Genomic DNA, 25412 nt, shown 5'->3' with positions numbered 1-25412 from the left:
TTATGGCTACAGTAATTAATATGCCGCGATTGAGCGACACCATGGAAGAAGGAGTTGTTGCGAAGTGGCTTGTTAAAAAAGGAGATAAGATCAGTGAAGGAGATATTCTTGCTGAAATAGAAACGGATAAAGCTACAATGGAGTTTGAATCTTTCTACGAAGGAACATTACTTCATATAGGGATAGAAGAAGGAGAAACAGCTCCTGTAGATAAATTGTTAGCGATTATAGGAGACGAAGGAGAAGATATTTCTGATCTGTTAAATGGCAGTACTGAACCACAAACAGAAACTACAGAAGAAAAGCCAAAAGAAGAATCCGCTCCTGTTTCAACAGAAACAACAATACCCGAAGGAGTAGAAATTATTACAATGCCTCGCCTTAGTGATACTATGGAAGAAGGTACAGTTGCTACTTGGTTGAAAAAAGTAGGAGACACTGTAGAGGAAGGAGATATTCTTGCCGAAATAGAAACGGATAAAGCTACAATGGAGTTTGAATCTTTCTATAATGGTACTTTATTACACATAGGTATTGATGAAGGACAAACAGCACCTGTTGATGCATTATTAGCCATTATTGGCCCTGCTGGCACAGATGTGTCTGGTTTAAAAGACGGTGTACCAACGACATCTGATTCAGTTGCTACAGAGGCGACTCCTGTTAAAGAAGATGAACCAGTTTCTGTACCAACTACTAACACTAATGGTGGAGGAGTTTCTGGAGGAAGAATATTTGCTTCACCTTTAGCAAAAAAGATAGCTGCAGATAAAGGGATTGATCTTAGTCAGCTAAAAGGATCAGGAGAGAACGGAAGAATAATTAAAAAAGATGTAGAATCATATACACCATCAGTTGCTGCAAGTAAACCTGCATCAGCTAAAGAAACTTCTTCAGCTCCAGCTGTACAATCTTTTGCACCTGCAGGAGAAGTAAGCTTTGAAGAAGTGAAAAACTCACAGATGCGTAAAGCTATTGCAAGAAGTCTTTCTGCATCTAAATTTACAGCACCACATTATTATCTTACCATTGAGGTAGATATGGACAATGCGATTACTTCTCGTAAGCTCATCAATGAATTACCAGATACCAAAGTTTCATTTAATGATATGGTGGTAAAAGCTTGTGCGATGGCGTTAAGAAGACATCCTCGTGTAAATACGACCTGGAAGGATGATGTAACTGTTTATAATAAACACATAAGTATTGGTGTTGCTGTAGCAGTTCCTGATGGTTTGGTAGTACCAGTATTACCATTTACCGATAATATGAATATTATGGAGATTGATACAAGGGTTCGAGATCTGGCAACCAGAGCAAGAGATAAAAAGTTAACACCGCAAGAAATGAGCGGAAGTACTTTTACTGTATCTAACCTAGGTATGTTTGGGATACAGGAGTTTACTTCTATTATCAATCAGCCTAACTCTTCTATTCTATCAGTAGGAGCTATTGTTAAAAAACCAGTTGTAAAAAATGACCAGATTGTAGTTGGTAATACAATGAAGGTAACATTAGCTTGTGATCATAGAACAGTAGATGGTGCGACAGGAGCACAGTTTTTACAAACATTAAAACAGTATCTTGAAAATCCGGTAACTATGTTAGCGTAGTTTTTTAAGACAAACATAATAATAGAATCCCACCCTAAAAGTGGGATTTTTTTATCTTTTATATATATGAAGGAAAGCATAGAGAATCTAAGGTCCCAAACGCTATCTGATAAAACATTTCTACTTAAAGAGTATGTGTTTAATTATCAACACACAGAAAATCATGATAAAGAAGAGCATGTAAGAGAAGTGTATGATCATGGTGATGGCGCTTCAGTTCTGTTGTATAATTTGTATAAAAAAACGGTGGTTCTCACCAGACAGTTTAGGTTACCAACATATTTGAATGGAAATAAATCTGGAATGAGCATCGAGATTTGTGCAGGCTCCCTGGATGGAGATACTCCAGAAGAATGTGCAAAAAAAGAAGCATTAGAAGAAACCGGATACCAGATTGATCAGATACAGAAAGTCTTTGAAGCCTATGCTTCTCCTGCGGTAATGACAGAATTAGCACATCTATTTATTGCAGAATACACGGATGAGATGAAAATACAAACTGGAGGTGGTTTAGATAATGAACAAGAATATCTGGATGTTTTAGAGATCGATTTTGAAAAGGCTTTTGATATGATTGCTTCTGGCGAAATTAAAGATGCAAGAACAATTATGTTATTACAACACCTTAAAATAAATAGCATATTGTAATTTTAACCCAGATTTAACAAGGGTAATAAGTATCTTTAGCCAAAATCGAATTCATTTTTAAAAATATATAAATTACATATGAGATCTATAATTTTTATTGCAATAGCGGTATTATTCATTAATTGTAAAGAAACCACAGTTGCACAAGCTCCTGCTTCTAATATAAATGCATCTCAAGTTGGCGAGATAATGAATTTTTTAGCTAGTGATGAACTTGAAGGGCGAAATACAGGAAGTGAAGGATTGAAAAAAGCTTCAGATTTTATAATTGAAGAGTTTAAAAAGAACAATGTAGCACCTTATTTTAAAGATTACTTAGATGTTTTTGATGCGAAAGGAACAGAAACATTTAATATAGTAGGTTATATTAAAGGTTCTGATGAGAAATTATCTAAAGAGTTTATTATAGTTGGTGCCCATATCGATCATATAGGTCAGGGAAAGGATGTAAATGGAGATACAATAGCGAATGGTGCTAATGATAATGCAGCAGGAAGTACAGCGGTAATTTCTTTGGCAAAATACTTTGCTAAGGCAAAAAACAACAAAAGAAGTATACTTTTTGTGTTATTTGGAGCAGAAGAGAGAGGATTATTAGGATCAGCTAATCTCGCTAAGGTTTTAAAAGATAAAAATATAGACCTATATACAATGGTTAATTTTGAAATGATAGGAGTTCCTTTAAATAATAAGTCATATAAAGCTTATATAACCGGATATGAAAAATCTAATATGGCTGAGAAAATAAATGAATATACAGGAAGCGAATTGATTGGTTTTTTACCTAAAGCAAAAGAATACCAATTGTTTCAACGAAGTGATAATTATCCGTTTTATAAGCAATTTGGAGTACCTTGTCAAACGATCTCTACTTTTGATTTTACTAACTATGACTATTACCATCATGTAGATGATGAGGCTTCTCAAATGAATTTTGAATTTATGGCAGAACTGATTAATGATTGTATTCCTTCGATTACTAAAATGGTAAATACAGAAACAAAAGAAATCAAGTTAAACAAATAAAATTCACTCTGCTTTTATAGAGAGAACTTATGAAGAAAATTATTATCACCGGATCAAGTCGAGGAATAGGGTTTGAAATGGTAAAATTATTTGCAGATGCAGGGCATCAGGTTCTGGCTTTATCACGTAATGAAAACCCAGTAGCTTCACTTAATCATAAAAATATTGTTTCCTTTCCTTTTGACCTATGCAAACCTGATGATTTGCAAAAGATGGAAGAGTATATTTCTTCAAACTGGAAAGAAGTAGATATTCTTATTAATAACGCAGGTAAGTTATTAAGTAAGCCTTTTGAAGAAATATCTAGTAAAGAGTTTGAAGAAGTCTATAAAGTAAATGTATTTGGAGTAGCAGAAATTACGCGTAGAGTATTACCGTATATGAAAACTGGAAGCCATGTGGTTACTATTAGTAGTATGGGAGGTATACAAGGAAGCGTTAAATTTCCTGGTTTAGCAGCATATAGCTCTAGTAAAGGAGCTGTTATTACACTAAGTGAGTTACTAGCAGAAGAATATAAAGATAGTGGTATTGCATTTAATGTACTAGCTATTGGAGCAGTACAAACAGAGATGTTAGAAGAAGCGTTCCCTGGTTATGAGGCACCACTTACAGCTATAGAAATGGCTGGATATATTATGGATTTCTCTCTTACCGGCAATAAATTTTATAACGGAAAAGTACTTCAGGTTTCTAGTAGTACACCATAAAGTACTTTTCTTAATAAATATATTTTAAAGTAGGAGTATTACTTTTCTTTTATAAAAAAGTCTGATTGGATATTTTTGTTTTCTCCATTCTGGTATTTGGTAACGCTAAACCATTGATGAATTGAGTATGCCCCAGTTTCTCCTTTTTTATTTACAGCAATATAACCTACCTGGAAGTTTTTGTAATTACTATTAGGTTTGTTTACAATTCTATGAATGGCTTCTTCACAGGCTTCTTGAGGAGATTTTCCTTGTCGCATAAGTTCTACGATTAAAAAACTTCCAACGGTTTTTACCACTTCTTCTCCCAATCCTGTTGCAACAGCAGCACCAATTTCATTATCTACAAAAAGACCAGAACCTATAATAGGAGAATCACCAACTCGACCTCCCATTTTATATGCTAAACCACTAGTGGTACAAGCACCAGAAATATCACCATTTTTATCTATTGCCAACATACCGATAGTGTCGTGATTTTCGATATTAATTATTGGTTTGTATTCTGCTTCTACTTTCCATTCTTCCCAAGCTTTTTTTGAAGCTTCAGTAAGTAAGTTTTCGGGTTTAAAACCTTTGGATACTGCAAATTGTTTTGCGCCCTCTCCTGCTAGCATCACATGAGGAGTTTCTTCCATTACTTTTCGAGCTACAGAAACTGCGTGCGTGATATTCTGTAAATACACTACGGATCCACAATCTCCGTGCTTGTTCATAATACAGGCATCTAGTGTTACATTACCATCTCTATCCGGCAAACCCCCTTTACCTACCGACTGCCCTTTTTCATTTGCTTCTTCAACCATACATCCTTGTTCTACGGCATCTAGTGCAGAATGATCATTTTGCAATACCTCCCAAGCTTTTGCAGTAGAATTAGTTACATTCCAGGTTGCAATCACCAGAGGAAAAAGAGGAGGCGTTGCAACAGGATTCTCTATCTTTTTTTCAGAAGCTACGGTATTTTCAGCACAGCTGGTTATGGTAGTTCCTACAGTTAAGCCAAGTCCGGATAATGAAGCGTTCTTTATAAAATTTCTTCGTTTCATGAGTTTTTGTGTTTAAAAATGCAGATAAAAAAGATTGTATGGTAAATATGGGATTCAATATAATAGATTTTTATGGTTTTCTCTGTTAAATATGGGACATCGGTATTATTCTCATAATAAATATAGCAATGAGTGGTATGAGATAAAAAAACGGTAGAGTTGTTTTGTTAGGGTTAAATATTTGATTAATAGGGTTCTATTGGGGTTAGGGACAGTTGGCTAACTGTTTTCCGTATTTTAAAGAAGTATTTTATCCCTATAAATAGTGGTTGGATTTTCACAGTATCAGGTGTAGTAAAAAGATCTTTATTTGGCGAATTTTACAATGTAATTGATAAGGAATCAAATTGTTAACACATAAAATCACATACTTATGAAAAAGGTTATTTTAATTATTTGTTTGATATTTAATTTTATCGGGATATATGCAAAAAATGAAGGGAATGAGTTAAAAATAAAAAAAACAGGAAAAGTCATCAATATCATTGATTTTGAAGAAGGCGCCAAAATCAAACTGTTTGAACTTAAAACATATGATATAGTGTTAGTCAAGACAAGAGGAGAGATAGATTTTTCTCAACTGCCAGAAGGAAAGTATGTGTTAATCGACAGTAGTGATAAAAAAATAATCATCGATTATAAAGATGGAGTTATTAGTTTTTATGAAATGGCATGAATTTTGATAATCATATATAAGAAACCTAACAGGTGGGCTTGGGGGTAAACTTACAGGTTAGGATATTTTCCATTTATTAAATGAAATGAGCCAATTTTCTGGCTCATTTTATTTTTTGGACTTTCTGTAGATAATAATGATTTATAAATATACTACAAGCTTATCTTGTTATTATATAAAATGAGATTATTACTTTTAAGGTGACTAATATAAAAGTGATGAAAACTATATTTTATAATAATGCCTTAAAAGTTTGTTGTTTAACTCTTATGATATTTGCATTAGGGTGTAATAAAGAAAAGACTCTTGTAGCTTCACAGCCTATGGTTATTCCTGCTCCTCTACATCAGGAAGTAGAACAAACTGTATTTAAACTTAATGATAAAACCGGTTTAGAGTTTGACCAGGATTTTAAAGAAAGTGCAAAAATACTTAACAACTATTTAGAAAAAGGATTAAATACTAGGTTAGAATCAAATAATAAAGCAAAGAATGCGATTTTTTTAGAAAAAGATATGTCGATAATCCATGATGAGGGATATCGACTTTTTATTTCTAATGATTCGATTAAGGTTCAGTCCAAAACAAATAAAGGAGCTTTTTATGCGGTACAAACTTTACGTCAATTATTGCCTATATGTTTTGAAAACGGTTCTTGTTCTGAAAAAGAATTTGCTTTACAAGGAGTTACAATTCTAGATGCCCCTCAATATGTATATAGAGGAATGCATCTGGATGTAGGGCGTCATTTTTTCAAGATTGAAGAAATTAAAAAATACTTAGATATGTTGGCACTGCTAAAAATGAATACATTTCATTGGCATCTTACAGAAGATCAAGGTTGGCGTATTGAAATCAAAAAATATCCAAGATTAACTGAAATTGGAGGATATCGTGATGAAACATTGGTTGGCCATTATGGTAGTCAACCCCACAAGTATGATGGAAAAAGATATGGAGGGTTTTATACACAAGAAGAAATAAAAGAAATAGTAACGTATGCCGAAGAAAGAAATATTACAGTGATACCTGAGATTGAAATGCCAGGGCACTCCCAGGCCGCAATTGCAGCTTATCCAGAATTAGGATGTTCTGGAAAAGAGGTCAAAGTAGCTACTAAATGGGGTATTTTTGAAGAAGTATATTGTCCTAATCAAAAGACATTTGCTTTTCTAGAAGGTGTGCTGGATGAAGTTATCGAATTGTTTCCAAGTACATATATTCATATTGGTGGTGATGAAGCCCCGAAAACAAGATGGAAATCTTGTAATCATTGTCAAAAACTGATTAAAGATGAAGGTTTAAAAGATGAGCATGAGTTACAAAGTTACTTCATTACAAGGATAGAAAAATATCTTAATAGTAAAGGGCGTAGAATAATTGGATGGGATGAAATTCTTGAAGGAGGTTTGGCTCCAGACGCTACCGTAATGTCCTGGAGAGGCACAAATGGAGCTGTGCAAGCAGCAAAAGAAAAGCATGATGTAATTCTAACCCCGACGTCTCATTGTTATTTTGATCATTACCAAAGCAATAATGAAAACGAACCACTAGCCATAGGAGGTTTTCTTCCGTTAGAAAAAGTATATAGTTTTAATCCTATACCAGAAGAATTGACTCCAGAAGAAGCTAAGTATGTATTAGGAGCACAAGGAAATGTATGGACAGAATATATCCCAACATATGATAAGGTAGAATATATGGCTTTTCCCAGGGCAATAGCTTTAAGTGAAGTAGTTTGGTCACCCGCTAACAAAAAAGATTATAAAAGTTTTTTGCATAGATTAGAGAATCTGCAAAAGAGATTAGATATTCTTAATGTAAACTATGCTAATCATTTATATGAAGTTAGTGGTAACCTGGAGCGAGCTAATAACCAGCTTAAATATACTTTGACTACGCAGATGAATGATAAATCTATTAGGTATACTACAGATGGAAGTGAGCCGGATAGTACGTCAGTATTGTATGAAAATCCTATTCTGATAAATAAAGATGTGGTCATAAAAGCTTCTTTGTTTAATGATCAGAAGCCATTAGGAGGCATATTTATTCAGGAGTTTGATTATCATAAAGGAATTGAAGCTCAAATCACGATCAATAAAGAACCTCATAAATCTTATGGTACTGGTGGGAAAGAGGTTATAATCAATGGTGTTTCAGCAAAAGACACCCGATTTAAGGATAAAGAATGGCTTGGGTTTTGGGGAGAAGACCTTGAAATAGCTATTGATCTGGGGAAAGAAAAAGAAATACAGTCTATTTCAACAAGATTTTATGAAGCTGAAGGGCATTGGATTTATCGACCAGAATCTGTTAAAATTACATTGTTAGATCAAGAGAAAAATGAATTGCTAGGAGGAGGGTCAATGCAATTGTTCTTAAAAGATAAAGAACTCACTTCTACAATAAAAATGGAAAGCAATGGAGAAAAAGTAAGATACATTAAAATTGAAGTTAAGAAATATGGTCAAATCCCAGAAGGATCACAAGGAGCTGGTAACCAGGCGTGGACATTTATTGATGAGGTTGTTATAGAATAATTTTATAGTACTGTAGATGATACTTGAAATTTGTGCAAACTCATATCAATCAGCCCTTAATGCTCAGAAAGCAGGAGCCAATCGCATCGAATTATGTTCAGAATTGGCTGTTGGAGGTATTACTCCTTCTCACGGATTAATTGAAAAAGTAGTACAAGAACTTTCTATTCCGGTTTATGTATTGATCAGACCAAGAAGTGGTGATTTTACATATTCATCAGAAGAATTTGATATTATGAAACGTGATATTGAATATTGCAAAAAAATAGGATGTAGTGGTATCGTTTCGGGAGTTTTACAATCTAATTCTACCATTGATGTTCAAAGAACTGAAGAATTGATAAAAATTTCAAGACCATTGCCCTTTACTTTTCATCGAGCATTTGATTGGGTTGTAACACCTGAAAATGCACTGGAAGAACTGATTTCAATAAACGCTGATAGAATACTTACATCTGGACAACAATCAAGTGCGTTACAAGGAGCTGATATGCTTAGAAAACTATTGAAACAATCAAACTCAAGGATACAAATAATGCCTGGAGGAGGAATCAATAGAGAAAATGTACTTGTTTTCAAAGAAAATGGGTTTACAGAAATTCATTTTTCAGCAGCTTCATTAAAAGAAAAAAATGTACGACCCAAAATATCAATGAATAGTAAAAAATTATTAAGTGATACTTTATCAATATTCTCAGATTTTGAGAAAATAAAAGCAATAAAAAAAATACTAGAAGAGAATACTTGATTTAAGGGTTATAATTGATTACTGTTTAAATTGATATATTGATAAAATTGATTTACCGTAAGTATTTCTTTTAACTCTTCATTCTGAAAATACACCAGATTACTTAAACTTCTGTTTTTTTCTTTTTCTGATAGACCAGATTGGATTACTTTATTTGCTTTTACAGAATATTCAAAAATAGTTTTTTGGATAGCCATACTGGTGTAATTAGTAAGGTTTAATTCTTTTTGTAATTCTGTGGCTTTTTGTTTGGCCATTTTTTTAAGAATCTTTTTCTCCTTCTTCTCAATTTCTATGACATCCTGAGACATGGCAGAAATAGATGTTAAAAGAGTAACTAATAGGATTAAAGTTCTCATGTTGATCTTGTTTTATTAATATGTTCTGAAAATGTTAAAAAAAATGATTTCAAAAGTATTAATAATTGATTAACAGGTGTTTAAAAAGTTAAAATTATCGATAAATGTTAATTTTACTTCGGTAAAGAGTTAGTTTTTTACGGTTTTGTAATCCTGTTTCCGGTTAAAAACCGTAAAAAGTGTTATTTATGTAAGTCAATCTCACTACTTCAAGCTAAAAAATCAGCTGTTTTAACTTCATAATCAATATTCAAACATTTTAATTCAAAATGAATTCGGTTATAAAAACAGGTTAATTCCATTTTAATGTTGTTTAGCTACAATTTCAATCTGTTTAGCTAAAAAGGGTTAAAAGATCAACTCAAATTAAGTAAGTTTAGTTCCGATGATATTCTCATAAGCAGTTTATTAAGTAGCATTTTTTATAAAATGATATGTGAAATATCCTTGTAGGTATTCTAAAATCCGGTATTCCCAACCTGACCAATACCTTAACCACAAAGAATAAAGAACATAATTTTTTACTATACACAAACTAAACTTTTTAATCATGAGAAATAATTATTGTTATTTGTTTAAACCCTCATTTAAACTATGGATAATAACCCTTGTATTAGGGTGTAGTGTTTATGGCAGTTATGCAAACACTAATATTGAAGAATATAATAGAGCTTTTAATATTTCAGATGCTATCTTAATTGATGATGATCTGATATTTGTAAATGATTGTACAAATGTTGAAGAATGGTCTTCGGGTAGTACCTATACCGAAGGAGACGAAGTACAACTTAATGGTAATAAATATCTAGCTAACTGGTGGACGCAGGACAACCCTGAAACCAATAATGGACCAACAGGAAGCGGACAACCTTGGACTTTACAAGGACCTTGCGGCGATCCAAATCAGGCACCTGTAGTTAATATAACATCTCCTGGAGATGGAACTTCTTTTGATCAAGGAGATAGTATCGCTATTTCTGCAAGTGCTTCTGATGCTGATGGAGTAGTTTCTCAAGTAGAATTCTTTGCAGGAGCAATTAGTATTGGGGTAGATAATGCAAGCCCTTATAATGTAAATTGGACGAATGCTAATGTAGGAAATCATACGATCACTGCTGTGGCAATGGATAATGATGGAGAAACTACAACTTCTGTTGCAATATCAATAACTGTAAACCAGGTGGGACCACCACCTCCTGTTGTAAGTATTACATCTCCTGCTAACAATGCTAGCTTTGTAGTTGGTACTGATATTACTATTACAGCATCTGCATCAGATGCAAATGGTACGGTAACATTAGTAGAGTTTTTTCAGGGAACTACAAAATTAGGACAAGATACAACCGCTCCTTATTCATTTACGTGGTCTGGTGCTCCACAGGGTACTTATTCTTTAACAGCTGTGGCCACAGACAACGATGGTGCTACAACGACATCTACACCAGTTTCTGTTCGTGTAAGAAATGGCGGTGGATCTGGAGGAGAATTACCCAATCGCGTGATTGTAGGATATTGGCATAATTTTGATAATGGATCTGGTTTTATACGTCCTGAAAATGTGTCTTCTAAGTTTGATGTAGTTAACATTTCTTTTGCAGAACCAGTTTCTGGGAGCACATCACTAATTGATTTTACGCCAGACCCAGCTAATATATCTGATGCAGATTTTAGAGCAGGAATAGAAGCATTACAGAGTCGTGGACAAGAAGTAGTGATTTCGATTGGTGGAGCAAACGGAACAGTACAATTAAACACAATAGCCGAAAGAGATGAATTTGTAAATTCTATGATTTCAATTATCGAAGATTATGGATTTGATGGAATGGATATTGATTTTGAAGGACAGTCCTTATCACTTAATCTGGGAGATGATGATTTTCGTAACCCTACTACTCCTCTTATCGTTAACCTGATCGATGCAATCAATACCATATATGACCATTTTGGAAATAATTTTGTGCTAACAATGGCTCCTGAGACATTCTTTGTACAATTGGGATATACTTTTTATGGAGGGATATCAGCAGCAGCAGATAGAAGAGCAGGAGCATATCTTCCTGTAATCCATGCATTACGAGATAGACTTTCATTCTTACAGGTGCAGTATTATAATTCAGGCTCGATTACAGCATTAGATGATCAGTTTTATGCTATGGGGAATGCAGATTTTTATGTGTCTCTGGTAGATATGTTGTTAAAGGGATTTCCTATTACCGGAGACCCTTCTAAATTTTTTCCAGCTCTTAGACAAGATCAGGTGTTAATAGGACTTCCTGCAAATTTTAATGCAGGTGGTGGTTTTGCTCCCCCAGCAGAAGTACATAAGGCATTGGATTATTTGATCAAAGGAATTCCGTTTGGAGGAAACTATACGCTTTCTGAAACATATCCTAACCTTAGAGGGTTGATGACCTGGTCTGTTAACTGGGATGCTTTTAATAATTTTGAATTTTCTAATGAACATAGAGCATACCTAGATGCTTTGGATGGAGGTAATCCGCCTCCAGTAGCTAGTATCACAGCACCTTCTAATAATGCAAATTTTGTAATAGGCGATGTTGTTACTATTAGTGCAAATGCATCTGATAATGGAAGTGTTACTCAGGTAGAATTTTTTGTAGATGGTGCAAGTGTAGGTATTGATACCACTAGCCCTTATAGTATAACATGGAATGCCGCAACAGCAGGTACTCATAGCATTACAGCAACAGCAACAGATAATGAAGGAACTACTGGAACATCAGGTACTGTGTCAATTAATGTTACAGACACTTCTAATGAGGTGCCAACGGTAAGTATTTCTTCACCATCAGCAGGAGCTACTTTTGATCAGGGAACCCCTATAATAATTTCAGCAAATGCTACAGATTCTGATGGTACAATTGCCCAGGTAGAGTTTTTTGCAGGAGGAGTAAGTTTAGGGGCAGATACTTCTGAACCGTTTAGTGTTACCTGGAACAATGCAGGAACAGGAACCCAATCCTTAATAGCAGTGGCAACCGATAATCTTGGAGCAACTGGCAATTCTACGGCTGTAGAAATTACGGTTCAAATAGTAGTAGGAGAAGGATGTACTGGGATACCAATTTGGTCTGCATCCGCTACCTATACGCAGGGAGATGAAGTACAACTTAATAATAATAAATATGTTGCTAATTGGTGGACGCAGTCCAATCCAGAAACAGATAACGGTCCAGTAGGAAGCGGTAGATCTTGGACTTTGTTAGGGTCGTGTTCTACAGATACAAATCAACCTCCTACCATTAACATAACATCGCCATCTCCAGGTAGTACCTTTGTAGAAGGTACCACAATACAAATAGTAGCTGATGCAACCGATGATGGTACTGTGACTCAAGTAGAGTTTATGGTAGATGGAGCCAGTTTAGGAGTAGATACAACGAGTCCATATAGTTTTGATTGGACTGGTGGTTCTGTTGGAGAACATTCGATTACCGCGATAGCAACAGATAATAACAATGCCACTACAACTTCAGCTGCTGTAAGTGTTTCTATAACCGCTATACCCAGTACATTATCGGTATCGCTCACTTCTCCGAGTTCGGGAAGCACGTTTATGTTAGGGAACAATATATCGTTAACAGCAGATGCATCTGATACAGCTGGTAATGTTACCTTAGTAGAGTTCTTTGACGGATCAACAAAAATAGGAGAAGATACTACTGCTCCGTATGGGATTACATGGTCATCAGGTAGTTTAGGAAATCATTCTCTAACCGCCAAAGCGACAAACAATACTAATGACCAAGTCACGTCTTCTGTTGTAAATATATCTATTACCTCAGATGGTACGCCAGGTTCAGATTTGGCAAAACATATTATGGTAGGTTACTGGCATAATTTTGATAACGGATCTGCAGTATTACATCTAGGGGATGTTTCTACAGATTGGGATGTAGTAAACATTGCTTTTGCAGAACCAGCAACTTTTGGCCAGGCGGATATGGCTTTTGTACCTAATAATGATGTTACTACTGAAGCACGGTTTAGACAGGACGTTGCTTTATTACAAAGTAGAGGACAAAAAGTGCTGATCTCGATAGGAGGAGCAAATGGAAGAATAGAACTTCTAACACCTGAAGACGCGCAAACTTTTGCTACTGCTATGATCAGCATAATAGAAGATTACGGTTTTGATGGAATGGATATTGATTTAGAAGGTACTTCTCTTGGTTTATCTACTGGGGATAATGATTTTAGAAATCCAACTTCTCCCAAAATCACTAATTTTATTACAGGTACAGAGGTTATTTTGAATCATTTTGGCCCTGATTTTATATTAAGTGCTGCACCCGAAACTGCTTTTGTACAAGGAGGAAATAGCACATATGCAGGATCATTTGGAGCATACCTTCCAGTTATTTACAAATTTAGAGACAGGTTAGATTATATTCATGTTCAGGATTATAATTCTGGTTGTATGCTAGGATTAGATGGTGTATGTTACTCGCAAGGTACTGCCGATTTTCATGTGGCGATGACAGAAATGTTGTTGCAAGGATTCTCAGTAGCAGGACATTCTGTAGGTTTTCCAGCGTTACGACCAGATCAGGTTGCTTTTGGAATCCCGGCATCTCCACAAGCCGCAGGAGGTGGATATACAACACCTACAGAAGTAAAGAAAGCCTTGGATTACCTAATCAAAGGAATTTCATTTGGAGGGAACTATACGTTGGTAAACTCTGGAGGTTATCCAGAAATGAGAGGATTAATGACCTGGTCTATCAATTGGGATGAGTTTTTTAATAAAGAGTTTTCATTGAATTACAGACCATATTTTGATGCGCTTTTGGGAGGATCAAAAGCTAAAGAGATAATTAATAAAAAGATAGCGTTTGATGCATTTCCAAATCCGGTAAGTACAACAGCCAATTTTAGGTTTGATTTACAGCAGGATGCTTCAGTTACCTTAGAAATATATAATGTATTAGGAAAAAGAATAAAAACATTATCCAATAGTAGCTTGAAAGCAGGATCTCACAAATATGAATGGGATACAAGTGTTTATTCTAAAGGCATATACCTGATTGAATTAAAAATAAATGGAGTACCTCAAGTAAAAAAGATACTCAAGAATTGATTATTAAATTTGTTTAGATAGAAAGTAAATCCCATTGTAAATTTTGCAATGGGATTTATGATTTTAGGGTTAAAAGTTTATATTTTAATCAATAATAAATTGATATTGAAAGTAAAACCTTTTTAGAGTTTAAGGAGTTTTAAGACCCTTATCAAAAGACACTTTGATGGTATTTATAATTTCTCCATCAATTTCAACTTTAGAAGTTTTGATATATGTTAGGATTGTATCTGTTTTTGTGTCAAAAACAACTTTGGTTTTCGCAATCTTTACAGAATCAGATATTTTTTTGAAAGAATCTATAAGTTCAATTTTTTGTAGAACTGAAACCCCTTCAATAGTTTCTGATATTGAACCTGAAGTTTTAATAGTAAAATCCGGATGTTCTTTTATTAGAAGCTTTTTATCTAGTTCTTCTTCAAGTTTTTGAGTAATCAATAAAATATAGGCATCTTCTTCAGAAATAGCAATGTTTTCTTCTGCCGTAGAAACAGTTTCACTTTCTTTAAGATTAAAATCTTTGGATGTATTATTAGAACAACCAATGACGAATAATAGGATAAGTATGTATACAAATTGTCTCATGATTTTATCTTAAATTTTAATTTAACAATTTGTCCATTTAATTTCTTAGACTCAATGATTTCAACTCTTTGCAAACTTTTTGTTGGAGTAGTTAATTTATTAATAAACTCATCTTTAGCATATATTTCTATTCCTAATCCGTGAGGTAATACTTCAAAAATGTTAGCATTATCGGCAATCATTTGGGATAATTCTTTTCTTCGATTCTTCCAATCTTCCACCTTTCCGTTTGCATAATAATGAAGCATTAATGCATAATCGTCTGTTTTGATTTGTATATTCTCTGCAGTTTTTAAAGAGGTGATACGGTATATGGTATCTGTCTTGTGGTAAGGTGATTGTACTACAAAACGAATGTAATCATCCTTTGTTACCCAGGAAAAACATCCTGTACTATCGCTTTTTGTATAAAAAGAGGATTCTTTATCATTAAGTATTATGATATCGATTGGCGTTTTGGTAATAGGTTGATTTCTGTCCTGATCAATAAAACAAAAATTGAAAGTATTAGTTTTCGGGATCAAAAAATAACTGGATAATATCACTATAAAAAAGAGAAGAGTTACCCATATCTTTTTTGGAATTGTAAACCTTTTTTTTGAGGTTGCTGCAGAAGAATTTTGCACTGTAAAATTGTGCCAATCCTGATAGCCACAATATTGAGACAGTAAATTTAAGATATCAATACGAGGTAATTTTTTAGGAGTATTTTTAAAGTAGCTATAAAAAGATTTTTCGCTGATATTGGCTTTTACTTGTTTTTGTAGATCCTCCTGAAATAATACAATATCCTGACCTTTCCAATTTGAAATATTTGGATTAGAAGCAGTATTCGTCTTTAAAAAATGTTGGGCGACATTATTTTTTAGAAGCTGGAATATTATTTTTTCTTCAGGCGTGATGATTCTATTGTTTTGAAAATTAGATAAATAACTTTTGTAAAATAGTTTACAAAGGCTTTACAAGAGTTTTGCAATAGTTAATCAAGAACTACTAATAGGTTTGTTTTCAGTTTAACAAGATAAAAAAAGTATAGTTATGAAAACAAGCAAAACACATTTAGTTAAAACACTATTATTATTAGTAATAATGGTAATAACTTTTTCCTGTGCTAATGAAGGTAATTATGATATGAAATCAGAAAGGATTACTCTTGAAGAAACGGGAGAAACATCTGTGCTAAATAGTTATGAAGTAGAAACTGAAAAAACAGGTAATACTAAAGGTTCTGATCAACAAAAGGATAATATAAATAGTAATCTTAAGATTATTAGAAACGCCACTTGTAGGATAAATGTAGATAATGTAGAAGATGCTACAAAAATAGCAAAACAAATAGCAGGTAATTATCAAGGATATGTTTCTGACGAACGGTTTACTAATACGAATACTACCAAAGAAAATCGTTTTACGATCAGGATACCACAAGATAAATTTGATATTGTTCTGGATAGCATTTGCAAATTAGCGGCTTTTGTAGATTATAAAAATATCTCTACGATCGATGTTACTGAAGAATATGTAGATATTAGTTCTAGATTAAAGACAAAATTAGAAGTAAAAGAACGTTACGAAACTATTTTAAGAACCAGAGCCAAGACAGTAGAAGACATTTTAAAAGCCGAAGATAAATTAAGAAAATTACAAGAAGAGATTGAATCTGCTCAAGGAAGATTAAATTATTTAAGTAATAAGGTATCTTATAGTACAATCCAATTGGACATGTATGAAACAGTGATCCCTAAGAAACAACCTGAGAAATATGAGCCAAAATATGTAGATAAAGCCACTAAGGGATTATCGTTTGGATGGTCTTTTATAGAAAATGCAAGCTTATTATTATTTTACATTTGGCCATTACTGCTATTAGGAATCATAGTTTTAATTTATTTTAAATTTATTAGAAAATAACATCAAATGATTTAATCATTGACAAATGTCTATGTAGTACCAAAATTTAAGATAAGCGTATCATTATGATGTGCTTATTTTTGTATTTTGCAAAAGTTGAAAGTAATAGTTTAATTATACCCGTTTGAAGCAGATACTTGCAAGATACATTCCTGAACGAGCTATTGAGCCTGCATTTGATCTTATTGTAAAATGTAATGTTCATCTCAAAATTGTAAATGAACGAGTTACCCGTCATGGAGATTATCGAAAAACAACAAATGGAGATCATCAAGTAACGGTTAATGCTTCTCTTAACAAGTATCGATTTTTAATTACGTTGATACATGAAATAGCTCATCTGATTGCTTTTGAGAAATATGGTCATCTTATAAAACCTCATGGGATAGAATGGAAAAGGACTTTTCAACAATTAATGTTGCCCTACATTAATCCAGAAATTTTTCCTTCAAAATTGTTGCCCGTGATTGCTAATCATTTTAAAAACCCTAAAGCGAGTAGCGATACTGATGAAAAACTATCTTTAGCTTTAAAACAATTTGACCCTGACAACAATAAAAATTATATCTTTGAACTACCCTTTGGAAGTACATTTAGATTATATAATGGAAAAATATTTAAAAAAGGCAATAAAAAGGTAAAGCGCTATGAATGCGTAGAAATAAACACTGGCAGAATCTACCTTTTCAACCCCAATGCCGAAGTTGAATTACTAAATTAATTATGAACAAAAACTATTATGCTATACTAATGGCCGGTGGAGTGGGCTCTAGGTTTTGGCCTGTCAGTACCACTACGTTTCCTAAACAGTTTCACGATATGTTAGGAACAGGAGAAACTCTTATACAACGTACTTTTTCTAGATTGACAAAAATTGTTCCTTCTGAAAACATACTTATTTTAACAAATGAGAGGTACAGTGATTTGGTTTTAGAGCAATTACCACAAGCAGAAGAACGACAGGTGGTAACAGAACCTGCAATGCGTAATACGGCTCCTTGTATTCTATATGCTTCATTAAAAATACAAAAAGAAAATCCTGATGCGGTCATGGTGGTAGCACCTAGTGATCATTGGATTGAAGACGAAAATGCTTTTATTAATAACCTGGAGCAAAGTTTCAAAGCTTGTTTAGAAAGTGATATTTTGATGACTTTAGGGATTCAACCTACTTTTCCAAATACGGGATATGGATATATTCAATATAATAGAGAAGAGTCGTCAATTAAAAAAGTAGCACAATTTACTGAGAAACCTAATTATGAAACAGCAAAAGAATTTATAAACGCTGGAAATTATTTGTGGAACGCTGGAATCTTTATTTGGAGTGTCAATAGTATTGTTAATGCGTTTGCCAAATATCAAAAAGAAATGACCCAATTATTCGAGAAAGGGTCAGTTGTCTATAATACTGTGCAGGAGAACGATTTTATACAATCAAATTATCCACAGGCAGAAAATATTTCTATTGATTATGCTATCTTGGAAAAGGCAGAAAATGTATATGTACTTCCGGCTACATTTGATTGGAATGATCTTGGTACCTGGGGCTCCTTGTACGATAAACTAGATAAAACAGAATCTAAAAATGCTGTGGTTAATGCTCGAGTATTAGCCCAAGATGCATCGGGTAATATGATCAGAACAGCACAAGATAAGATTGTAGTAGTAGATGGTTTAGAAAATTATATTATTGTCGATAAAGAAGAAGTACTTTTAATATATCCCAAAAAGAAAGAACAGGATATAAAAGAAGTGCTTAAGAAAGTAAAAGATATATACGGAGAGCAATACGGATAAAATTCATGGAAGAGCAATCAAACCAACCACAAGCTTCAGGAAACGAAGAAATTAAAGAAACAGTTAAAAGAGATGCTAAAGGTCTTTTTGCCAGCATTCGAAAGTTTTTGACCGAATTATTAGATATAAGATCAGAAACTGATAAGGATCAAACGATTCAGGATGTTAAAAATGACATTCCATTTAAAGGACATACTGCCTGGATTCTTATATTTTCTGTTTTTGTAGCTTCGATTGGCCTTAATGTAAGTTCTACAGCTGTTGTTATTGGTGCGATGTTAATATCTCCATTAATGGGTCCGATTGTGGGAGTAGGTTTGTCGATTGCTATTAATGATATTGACACTCTTAGACGTTCTTTGATAAACCTAGGAGTGATGGTAGGTTTAAGTGTGGTTACAGCTACTTTATACTTTGCTATATCGCCATTAACAGAGCTTACCCCAGAATTAAAATCAAGAACGGCACCAACCATTCTAGATGTTTTTGTAGCAATTTCTGGTGGATTAGCTTTAATAATTGCAAAATCTAAGAAAGGTACAATGCCCAATGCTATTGCAGGAGTAGCGATTGCTACTGCTTTAATGCCACCATTATGTACAGTAGGGTATGGGATTGCAGAGTTAAATATTGACTATGCAATAGGAGCACTTTATCTTTTCGGTATTAACGCTTTATTTATTGCTTTGTCTACATTTACTGTAGCAAAGTTATTGCGTTTCCCAATGATTCGATATGCCAATTCTGCAAAGAGAAAACGTATTGCACAATTAGCCTCTTTTGTTGCTGTATTATCAATGATACCAGCAAGTTATACTTTTTACACTACACTTAATAGAAGTAATGCTGATCGTGATTATAAAAATTTCCTTCTCAATGAAATAGATGCTAACGAGAATCTATATTTACGTAAGGAATTTTATGATTACGAAAATGAGTCTATCAAATTGTATTTTGATGGAGAGATTGCTGATGCTATTGTGAGTGATTTACAAAACGAGCTTAAAAAGTATTCTTCGATTAGTGATTTTACAATAAAAATTAGCGGAAATAAAGCAAGAGGGATTGAACAAATTTCTAAAGCTAATGATCGATATATTGTGCAATTAGATCGTTTAGAAAAAGAAAACAATAAACTACTGGATGAGGTTGAAGATCTTAAGATACAGAATGCTAATCTAACTGTGCAGCTTGAAGAGGCTCAAAAAGTAATCCCTGTTGCAGTACTACCATATAACAACATCGCTAAAGATGCAAAAATTCGCTTCCCTGATCTATCAGAACTAGGATATGGAGAAGTATTAAAATCTAATTTCTTAAAAGTTGATACGATACAAGTATTATTTCCAGAATGGAAATTCCAGGTATCAGATAGTTTAAACAATGTAAGGAATAATAACCTTAGAGAGTGGATTACAAATGAACTTAAAGTAGATACATTGTTGATTCAATAGATAGTAAAATAATAGATGAGCGTGTTTAAAAAAATATTTGGTAAATCAAATCAAGAAAAAAACTCAGAAATTACTACAAATGAGTTTGCTACATTAAGTAAGACAGAATGGAATACCTTTGAAGAACTCTTAGCGCATAGTGCTGGGCTTTCTTTTGAAAAACAACTGTTGTTTGGAGATGTTATCGGTTCTAATTCCTGGCAGTTTGATATGAATAGCGGTACTATTTCTTTTGGTTCAGAATTGTCATTTCCTGTTCAGGTTATTGGATCTTTATCATTTAATGATAGCTCTTGGATGTGGGGCTGGGCAAATGCACAAAGTAATATTCCTGATAGTTTATTGGTACAATCTAAAAAAATAAAAGAACTAGGAGAGAGGAAAGGAATTGATACTTTAAGTGAAGGACATATTTCTGTAGAAGAAGGTTTTGAGCATCAAATAGGAATGATTGCTTGTGCACTTTTTAATGCCAATAGCTATTATTGTGCAAATTATGGTCAAGGAACCTTGGTAGTAACCATAGAAAGTGATCAAATACCTTCGATAAATCTAAATAGTGTTGAAAAAATATTAACTCATTTTCCTCAACTCATAGGTGGTGTTGAAGTCGATCATAAAGAAGCTTTTAAGAATTATTTGATTGATAGAGATTTTCAACTAAAAATTGACACAAATAAAATTGAAGGTGTTAGAAATGGAAAACTTGTAACTGGAGAGTTTGACGAAATAGGGAGATTAAAAAATCTAAACGGAAAAATTTAAAGTGTAAAAACAGTACATAACATTTCTTTTTACTCACTAAATAAGGAATCAAAGATGTTAATGTCCCTTTAAAGTCCTTTTAGTTGAGCATTACGAACTTTCTTAAATAGATTAGAAGAATATACAAAATCTGTAACGGCTTCGTTATCAGTTTTGAAAATTTGAGTTTTATCACCTTCCCATTCCAGATGACCATATCTTAAAAAAATAATCTTTTCACCAATTTCCATTACTGAATTCATGTCATGTGTGTTGATGACAGTAATGATATCATATTCTTCGGTGATTTCTTTAATCAGATTGTCAATAACTATTGCCGTTCTTGGATCTAATCCAGAATTAGGTTCATCACAAAAAAGATATTTAGGCCGAGTTACAATTGCTCTGGCTATAGCTACACGTTTTTGCATTCCTCCACTAATCTCTGAGGGTAATTTTTTTTCAGCATTTTCAAGATTTACACGTTTTAATACCTGATGTACTCTTTCAAGCATTTCTTCTTTTTTCTGTTTTGTAAACATCATTAGAGGAAACATTACATTTTCTTCTACGGTCATAGAGTCAAATAAAGCACTTCCTTGAAATACCATTCCCATTTGCTCTCTTAAATCTCGTTGTTGTTGTGTATTAAGATCAGAGTAGGTTGTGCCATCATAACAAATACTTCCTTTTTCAGGAGTAAAAAGACCAAGAAGACATTTTAAAAATACCGTTTTACCACTACCACTTGTACCAATAATAAGATTGGTTTTACCTCGTTCAAAAGTCGTTGTAATACCTTTTAGAATCTCTTCTCCATTAAAACCTTTATGTAAATCAGTAACTTCTATCATTAGCTTAATAATAATTGAGTAAGAATATAATTAGAAATAATGATGACTACAGTAGTCCATACAAAAGCAGAGGTACTTGCTTTACCAACTTCTAAGGCACCACCTTTCATATAATACCCATGAAAAGAAGGTATGGTTGCCAATAAAAAGGAATACAAAAAAGTCTTAATAAAAGCATATACTAAATGATAAGGAATAAATTCTTCTCGTAACCCTGTTAAAAAATCAGTGCTAGAAACAAACCCTCCATATACACCAGCAATATAAGCCCCAAAAATACCTACAAACATAGCAATCGCAATAACAAAGGGATATGTAAGCATAGCAATTATCTTTGGGAAAACAAGGTAGTTTAATGAATTGATACCCATTACTTCCAGAGCATCAATTTGCTCAGTCACCCTCATAGTCCCGATACTTGAGGTAATAAACGAACCTACTTTTCCGGCCATAATCACAGAAATAAATGTAGGAGCAAACTCCAGAATCACAGATTGTCTTGAAGCAAAAGCAATAAGCTTTTTAGGAATTAAAGGATTCGTAAGATTAAGAGCGGTTTGAATGGCTACAACGGCACCAATAAAAAATGCTAAAAATATTGTAATCCCAAGAGAACCTATAATCAGGTCATCAATTTCTTTAAATATTAGGTTTCTCAATACAGAACCTTTTGTCATTCGACTAAAAACTCCTTTAAGCATTAAAAAATAGCGACCAATATCGTCAAGATAAAACATATGTATTCATTAGAAGGGCTAAAATAGAAAAAAAAATATCGTCAGCATTTAACCTTGCATTAAAGTTTTACATTTGCACAAATAGTATTTTCGCATAAAATTTAAAAATAGAATGACTAAGAAATTATTCCTGATAATAATATTAATAATAGTATCAATACCATGTAAATCTCAAGAAGTAAATAAACCTAATACCTCACCAAAGTTAGTGGTTGGTATTATAGTCGATCAGATGCGATATGATTATATAACTCGTTTTTATGACCGGTTTAGTAATGGAGGTTTTAAACGTATGATTAGAGAAGGGTATAATTGTAAAAACAATCACTTTAATTATGTACCAACTTTTACTGGTCCGGGACATGCTTCAGTATTTACAGGAACTACTCCACAAAACCATGGGGTTATTTCTAACAATTGGTATAATAAATTTGAAGAGAAAATAGTGTATTGTGCCAGTGATACATCTGTAAAGGCTGTGGGATCTGATAGTGAGTTAGAGAGAATGTCACCACATCGTATGAAGACCAGTACGGTAACAGATCAGAATAGATTACATACACAGTTAAAAGGAAAGACTATCGGAATCGCGATAAAAGATAGAGGAGCCATATTACCTGCGGGTCACTCTGCAAATGGAGCTTATTGGTTTAGAGGTAAAAATGAAGGTAAGTGGATCACGAGTACTTATTATCGTAACGAATTGCCAGAATGGGTAAAACAATTCAATAATTCTGGTAAAGCTGCATCATATTTTAAAGAATGGAATACTCTTTATGAGATCAATACTTATGTAGAGAGTGGTTCTGATCAAAATAATTTTGAAGGAGGATATAAAGGAAAAGAAACAGCAACTTTTCCTTACGACCTGGCAAAACTGAAGGATGAGAACTCTGGTTATGATATTATCAAGGGTTCAGCTTTTGGAAATAGTTTAACTGCAGATTTTGCTATTGCTGCAATTGATGGAGAACAATTAGGTGCAGATGATATAACAGATTTCTTAACCTTGAGTTTCTCTAGTACGGATTATGTTGGCCATAATTTTGGAGTGAATTCCAAAGAGATTCAGGATACTTATTTAAGGTTGGATAAAGATCTGGAACGATTTTTAAACACTTTGGATAAAAAAGTGGGCAAGGGAAGATATACTGTTTTTCTTACCGCAGATCACGGAGCAGTTCATGTACCCTCATATTTGAAATCAGTAAAAATCCCAGCAGGATATTTTGATGTAAAAGCTTTTAATACTTCGGTAGAGACTTTTGTGAAAAATAAGTTTGCCGTAGATGGTTTGATAAAGAATATATCTAATGGGCAAGTGTTTTTTAATTATGAAGTAGCTCAAAAAAACAGTATTGATCTTACTATACTGCAAAATGCGATCGCTCATTTTATATTACAAAAAAATCAAATTGATAAGGTTTTTACTCGACACCAATTAGAAACCGGTAATTATACATCAGGTATTGCTGCCTTAATTCAAAAAGGGTTTAATCAAAAAAGAAGCGGAGATGTTGTTTTTGTATTTGATCCGGCAACGATTGTGTATTCATCTACAGGTTCGACGCATGGTAGTGGTCTTACATACGATACTCACGCACCATTATTATTTTTTGGGCAAGGAATTAAAAAGGGAAGTACGACTAAAGAAACACATATTACAGATATTGCTCCGACTATATCAGCCTTATTAGGGATTGCCTTTCCTAATGGTGCCACAGGAGATGTATTGCCTTTTATTTTAAAATAATAAAGGTTTGTATTCTTGTTTTAATGGGGTATGGTTTGGATGAGTTTTTGATACGTGGATTGAGCACTCCTTACGGCTCCATCCATGTATCCTCCAAAGTGTAATGCTGTTTCTGTTCCGGCCATAAAGAAATTTTGATCAAATAATTGTATTTGATAGATAGGATGCCCATTATTTTGGTGAGGTGTTATGTAGCGATCGGTATTTGTTGAGGTGTTGGATTCTTGTCTCCAAACCACTTCTTCGTACTTGAGATACTGTAAGGCTTGATCTCCAAAAAACTTCTGAAGCTGATGCATGACTTTGGATTTTCGATGCTCCTTGGATTCTAAATACATTCTATCATGTAAAAAACCTTTTAAGGCATATTTAGTGTTTTCTAGATTTGAATGATCATATAATTCTGTTATAGGTCCTACATTACTAAAAGCTATTCCGGAGAGATTATTTTCTTTCCAAAACGGTTTTGAATATGAAACTCCAAACTTAATAGATTCTCCCATCCAGGTATGAGTATGATTGGCTATTTCAATTACTTCTTTTGATAATTGAGGATCAAATTGTATTGAGTTTACCAGAAGCATTGGAGGTAATGTGGATACGATTTTATTTGTCGTGTATCGATTTTTAGATGAATGTACTGTAAAACAATCTTGTGTGTAATTAATACTGGTTACTGCCTCATTTAAAAGTATTTGTTCTGGATCTAATTCTGAAGCAAGTCTTTGAATGAGCGAACTTGTTCCTCCTTTTATACGATAACTAGGTTCTTGATTCTCAGGAAGCTTAAATTTTTGAACTGGGCTTGTGGATAAAGATTCAAAAAGAGCTGTTCCCTTCATAAATTGATCAAAAACAGGAAGCTCTAATTCTTTTAATAATGCTAATAATTCTTGATGTTGTGAGCCTAACCAGGTAGCACCCATTTCTATAGGAGTACTATTTTGGGAAAGTATGGTATGAATTCTTCCTCCGATTCGATCTCTTGCTTCAATTATTTTAAAGGAAATTTTTTTCTTTTTCAATCTATAAGCAAGCAGCATACCTGTTAATCCTGCTCCGATAATAAGTACTTCAGTTTTCATATATTGGATATGTGAA

At 33.5% G+C, this 25412-nt stretch carries 21 protein-coding genes; 14 read left to right on the top strand and 7 right to left on the bottom strand.

Annotation, left to right across the window (positions count from 1 at the left end; genetic code table 11):
• Window positions 1-2 precede the first annotated feature (2 nt).
• The 4 genes from U0D62_RS02835 to U0D62_RS02820 all read left to right on the top strand — a co-directional run bounded on the left by U0D62_RS02835 (window position 3) and on the right by U0D62_RS02820 (window position 3997).
• Window positions 3-1613, top strand: a complete 1611-nt coding sequence (locus U0D62_RS02835) for a 2-oxo acid dehydrogenase subunit E2 (protein WP_322193781.1) — start codon at window positions 3-5, stop codon at window positions 1611-1613.
• A gap of 66 nt (window positions 1614-1679) precedes the next feature.
• A complete protein-coding gene (locus tag U0D62_RS02830) occupies window positions 1680-2261 on the top strand; it encodes an NUDIX domain-containing protein (RefSeq protein ID WP_322193780.1) in 582 nt (193 codons plus the stop codon).
• Between the two features lie 78 nt (window positions 2262-2339).
• Complete coding sequence (locus U0D62_RS02825; protein ID WP_322193779.1) at window positions 2340-3287, top strand: M20/M25/M40 family metallo-hydrolase; 948 nt, start codon at window positions 2340-2342, stop codon at window positions 3285-3287.
• A 29-nt stretch (window positions 3288-3316) separates the two neighbouring features.
• A complete protein-coding gene (locus tag U0D62_RS02820; RefSeq protein ID WP_322193778.1) occupies window positions 3317-3997 on the top strand; it encodes an SDR family NAD(P)-dependent oxidoreductase in 681 nt (226 codons plus the stop codon).
• Between the two features lie 38 nt (window positions 3998-4035).
• Here U0D62_RS02820 and U0D62_RS02815 read toward each other — a convergent pair whose 3' ends face one another.
• Window positions 4036-5046, bottom strand: coding sequence for a N(4)-(beta-N-acetylglucosaminyl)-L-asparaginase (locus tag U0D62_RS02815; RefSeq protein ID WP_322193777.1), 1011 nt, complete (start codon window positions 5044-5046; stop codon window positions 4036-4038).
• A 373-nt stretch (window positions 5047-5419) separates the two neighbouring features.
• Here U0D62_RS02815 and U0D62_RS02810 point away from each other — a divergent pair, with 373 nt between their 5' ends.
• The 3 genes from U0D62_RS02810 to U0D62_RS02800 all read left to right on the top strand — a co-directional run bounded on the left by U0D62_RS02810 (window position 5420) and on the right by U0D62_RS02800 (window position 9013).
• Window positions 5420-5722 carry a hypothetical protein gene (locus U0D62_RS02810; protein ID WP_322193776.1) on the top strand — a complete coding sequence of 101 codons (303 nt, stop codon included), beginning with the start codon at window positions 5420-5422 and terminating at the stop codon, window positions 5720-5722.
• 218 nt (window positions 5723-5940) lie between these two features.
• Entirely contained in the window at window positions 5941-8265 is a 2325-nt protein-coding gene (locus U0D62_RS02805; protein WP_322193775.1) for a beta-N-acetylhexosaminidase, read from the top strand.
• 16 nt (window positions 8266-8281) lie between these two features.
• A complete protein-coding gene (locus tag U0D62_RS02800) occupies window positions 8282-9013 on the top strand; it encodes a copper homeostasis protein CutC (RefSeq protein WP_322193774.1) in 732 nt (243 codons plus the stop codon).
• 8 nt (window positions 9014-9021) lie between these two features.
• Here the strand turns inward: U0D62_RS02800 and U0D62_RS02795 are convergent, their stop codons facing one another.
• Complete coding sequence (locus U0D62_RS02795) at window positions 9022-9372, bottom strand: hypothetical protein (RefSeq protein WP_322193773.1); 351 nt, start codon at window positions 9370-9372, stop codon at window positions 9022-9024.
• Window positions 9373-9922: 550 nt separating this feature from the next.
• Here U0D62_RS02795 and U0D62_RS02790 point away from each other — a divergent pair.
• Complete coding sequence (locus U0D62_RS02790; RefSeq protein WP_322193772.1) at window positions 9923-14473, top strand: Ig-like domain-containing protein; 4551 nt, start codon at window positions 9923-9925, stop codon at window positions 14471-14473.
• A 129-nt stretch (window positions 14474-14602) separates the two neighbouring features.
• On the opposite strand, the gene U0D62_RS02785 is transcribed toward U0D62_RS02790, so the two are convergent.
• Together U0D62_RS02785 and U0D62_RS02780 are read right to left on the bottom strand one after the other, a co-directional pair.
• On the bottom strand, window positions 14603-15058 hold the full coding sequence (locus tag U0D62_RS02785) for a hypothetical protein (RefSeq protein ID WP_322193771.1): 456 nt from the start codon (window positions 15056-15058) through the stop codon (window positions 14603-14605).
• Window positions 15055-15582, bottom strand: coding sequence for a hypothetical protein (locus U0D62_RS02780; RefSeq protein ID WP_322193770.1), 528 nt, complete (start codon window positions 15580-15582; stop codon window positions 15055-15057). The genes U0D62_RS02785 and U0D62_RS02780 overlap by 4 nt, the downstream gene beginning before the upstream one ends.
• A 514-nt stretch (window positions 15583-16096) precedes the next feature.
• On the opposite strand from U0D62_RS02780, the gene U0D62_RS02775 reads away from it, so the two are divergent.
• The 5 genes from U0D62_RS02775 to U0D62_RS02755 all read left to right on the top strand — a co-directional run bounded on the left by U0D62_RS02775 (window position 16097) and on the right by U0D62_RS02755 (window position 20988).
• Window positions 16097-16969, top strand: coding sequence for a DUF4349 domain-containing protein (locus tag U0D62_RS02775; RefSeq protein ID WP_322193769.1), 873 nt, complete (start codon window positions 16097-16099; stop codon window positions 16967-16969).
• Between the two features lie 124 nt (window positions 16970-17093).
• The gene (locus U0D62_RS02770; protein WP_322193768.1) at window positions 17094-17690 is read left to right on the top strand and encodes a SprT-like domain-containing protein; all 597 of its coding nucleotides are present in this window, start codon (window positions 17094-17096) and stop codon (window positions 17688-17690) included.
• Window positions 17691-17692: 2 nt separating this feature from the next.
• Window positions 17693-18769: a mannose-1-phosphate guanylyltransferase gene (locus tag U0D62_RS02765; RefSeq protein ID WP_322193767.1), complete on the top strand. Its 1077-nt coding sequence runs from the start codon at window positions 17693-17695 to the stop codon at window positions 18767-18769.
• 5 nt (window positions 18770-18774) lie between these two features.
• Window positions 18775-20223, top strand: a complete 1449-nt coding sequence (locus U0D62_RS02760) for a DUF389 domain-containing protein (protein ID WP_322193766.1) — start codon at window positions 18775-18777, stop codon at window positions 20221-20223.
• A 15-nt stretch (window positions 20224-20238) separates the two neighbouring features.
• On the top strand, window positions 20239-20988 hold the full coding sequence (locus tag U0D62_RS02755) for a DUF6882 domain-containing protein (RefSeq protein WP_322193765.1): 750 nt from the start codon (window positions 20239-20241) through the stop codon (window positions 20986-20988).
• Between the two features lie 68 nt (window positions 20989-21056).
• Here U0D62_RS02755 and U0D62_RS02750 read toward each other — a convergent pair whose 3' ends face one another.
• Window positions 21057-21821 (bottom strand): ABC transporter ATP-binding protein, encoded by a 765-nt coding sequence (locus U0D62_RS02750; protein WP_322193764.1) that lies wholly within the window; start codon window positions 21819-21821, stop codon window positions 21057-21059.
• Window positions 21821-22558 carry an MlaE family ABC transporter permease gene (locus U0D62_RS02745; protein WP_322193763.1) on the bottom strand — a complete coding sequence of 246 codons (738 nt, stop codon included), beginning with the start codon at window positions 22556-22558 and terminating at the stop codon, window positions 21821-21823. The genes U0D62_RS02750 and U0D62_RS02745 overlap by 1 nt, the downstream gene beginning before the upstream one ends.
• Before the next feature lie 112 nt (window positions 22559-22670).
• Here U0D62_RS02745 and pafA point away from each other — a divergent pair, with 112 nt between their 5' ends.
• Window positions 22671-24311 (top strand): alkaline phosphatase PafA, encoded by a 1641-nt coding sequence (gene pafA, locus U0D62_RS02740; RefSeq protein ID WP_322193762.1) that lies wholly within the window; start codon window positions 22671-22673, stop codon window positions 24309-24311.
• 20 nt (window positions 24312-24331) lie between these two features.
• Here the strand turns inward: pafA and U0D62_RS02735 are convergent, their stop codons facing one another.
• On the bottom strand, window positions 24332-25396 hold the full coding sequence (locus tag U0D62_RS02735; RefSeq protein ID WP_322193760.1) for a flavin monoamine oxidase family protein: 1065 nt from the start codon (window positions 25394-25396) through the stop codon (window positions 24332-24334).
• Window positions 25397-25412: the final 16 nt, after the last annotated feature.

This window comes from Aquimarina callyspongiae (assembly GCF_034322225.1).
Lineage (GTDB): Bacteria > Bacteroidota > Bacteroidia > Flavobacteriales > Flavobacteriaceae > Aquimarina.
The sequence above is the reverse complement of the archived record's forward strand: the minus strand, read 5'-3'. Positions and strand labels throughout refer to the sequence as shown.

Coding starts and splice junctions, on each gene's coding strand:
- U0D62_RS02760 (WP_322193766.1), top strand. CDS start 18,775: ATGGAAGAGCAATCAAACCAACCACAAGCTTCAGGAAACGAAGAAATT.
- U0D62_RS02830 (WP_322193780.1), top strand. CDS start 1,680: ATGAAGGAAAGCATAGAGAATCTAAGGTCCCAAACGCTATCTGATAAA.
- U0D62_RS02790 (WP_322193772.1), top strand. CDS start 9,923: ATGAGAAATAATTATTGTTATTTGTTTAAACCCTCATTTAAACTATGG.
- U0D62_RS02775 (WP_322193769.1), top strand. CDS start 16,097: ATGAAAACAAGCAAAACACATTTAGTTAAAACACTATTATTATTAGTA.
- U0D62_RS02755 (WP_322193765.1), top strand. CDS start 20,239: ATGAGCGTGTTTAAAAAAATATTTGGTAAATCAAATCAAGAAAAAAAC.
- U0D62_RS02745 (WP_322193763.1), bottom strand. CDS start 22,558: ATGTTTTATCTTGACGATATTGGTCGCTATTTTTTAATGCTTAAAGGA.
- U0D62_RS02820 (WP_322193778.1), top strand. CDS start 3,317: ATGAAGAAAATTATTATCACCGGATCAAGTCGAGGAATAGGGTTTGAA.
- U0D62_RS02750 (WP_322193764.1), bottom strand. CDS start 21,821: ATGATAGAAGTTACTGATTTACATAAAGGTTTTAATGGAGAAGAGATT.
- U0D62_RS02835 (WP_322193781.1), top strand. CDS start 3: ATGGCTACAGTAATTAATATGCCGCGATTGAGCGACACCATGGAAGAA.
- U0D62_RS02800 (WP_322193774.1), top strand. CDS start 8,282: ATGATACTTGAAATTTGTGCAAACTCATATCAATCAGCCCTTAATGCT.
- U0D62_RS02810 (WP_322193776.1), top strand. CDS start 5,420: ATGAAAAAGGTTATTTTAATTATTTGTTTGATATTTAATTTTATCGGG.
- U0D62_RS02805 (WP_322193775.1), top strand. CDS start 5,941: ATGAAAACTATATTTTATAATAATGCCTTAAAAGTTTGTTGTTTAACT.
- pafA (WP_322193762.1), top strand. CDS start 22,671: ATGACTAAGAAATTATTCCTGATAATAATATTAATAATAGTATCAATA.
- U0D62_RS02765 (WP_322193767.1), top strand. CDS start 17,693: ATGAACAAAAACTATTATGCTATACTAATGGCCGGTGGAGTGGGCTCT.
- U0D62_RS02785 (WP_322193771.1), bottom strand. CDS start 15,058: ATGAGACAATTTGTATACATACTTATCCTATTATTCGTCATTGGTTGT.
- U0D62_RS02825 (WP_322193779.1), top strand. CDS start 2,340: ATGAGATCTATAATTTTTATTGCAATAGCGGTATTATTCATTAATTGT.
- U0D62_RS02735 (WP_322193760.1), bottom strand. CDS start 25,396: ATGAAAACTGAAGTACTTATTATCGGAGCAGGATTAACAGGTATGCTG.
- U0D62_RS02815 (WP_322193777.1), bottom strand. CDS start 5,046: ATGAAACGAAGAAATTTTATAAAGAACGCTTCATTATCCGGACTTGGC.
- U0D62_RS02795 (WP_322193773.1), bottom strand. CDS start 9,372: ATGAGAACTTTAATCCTATTAGTTACTCTTTTAACATCTATTTCTGCC.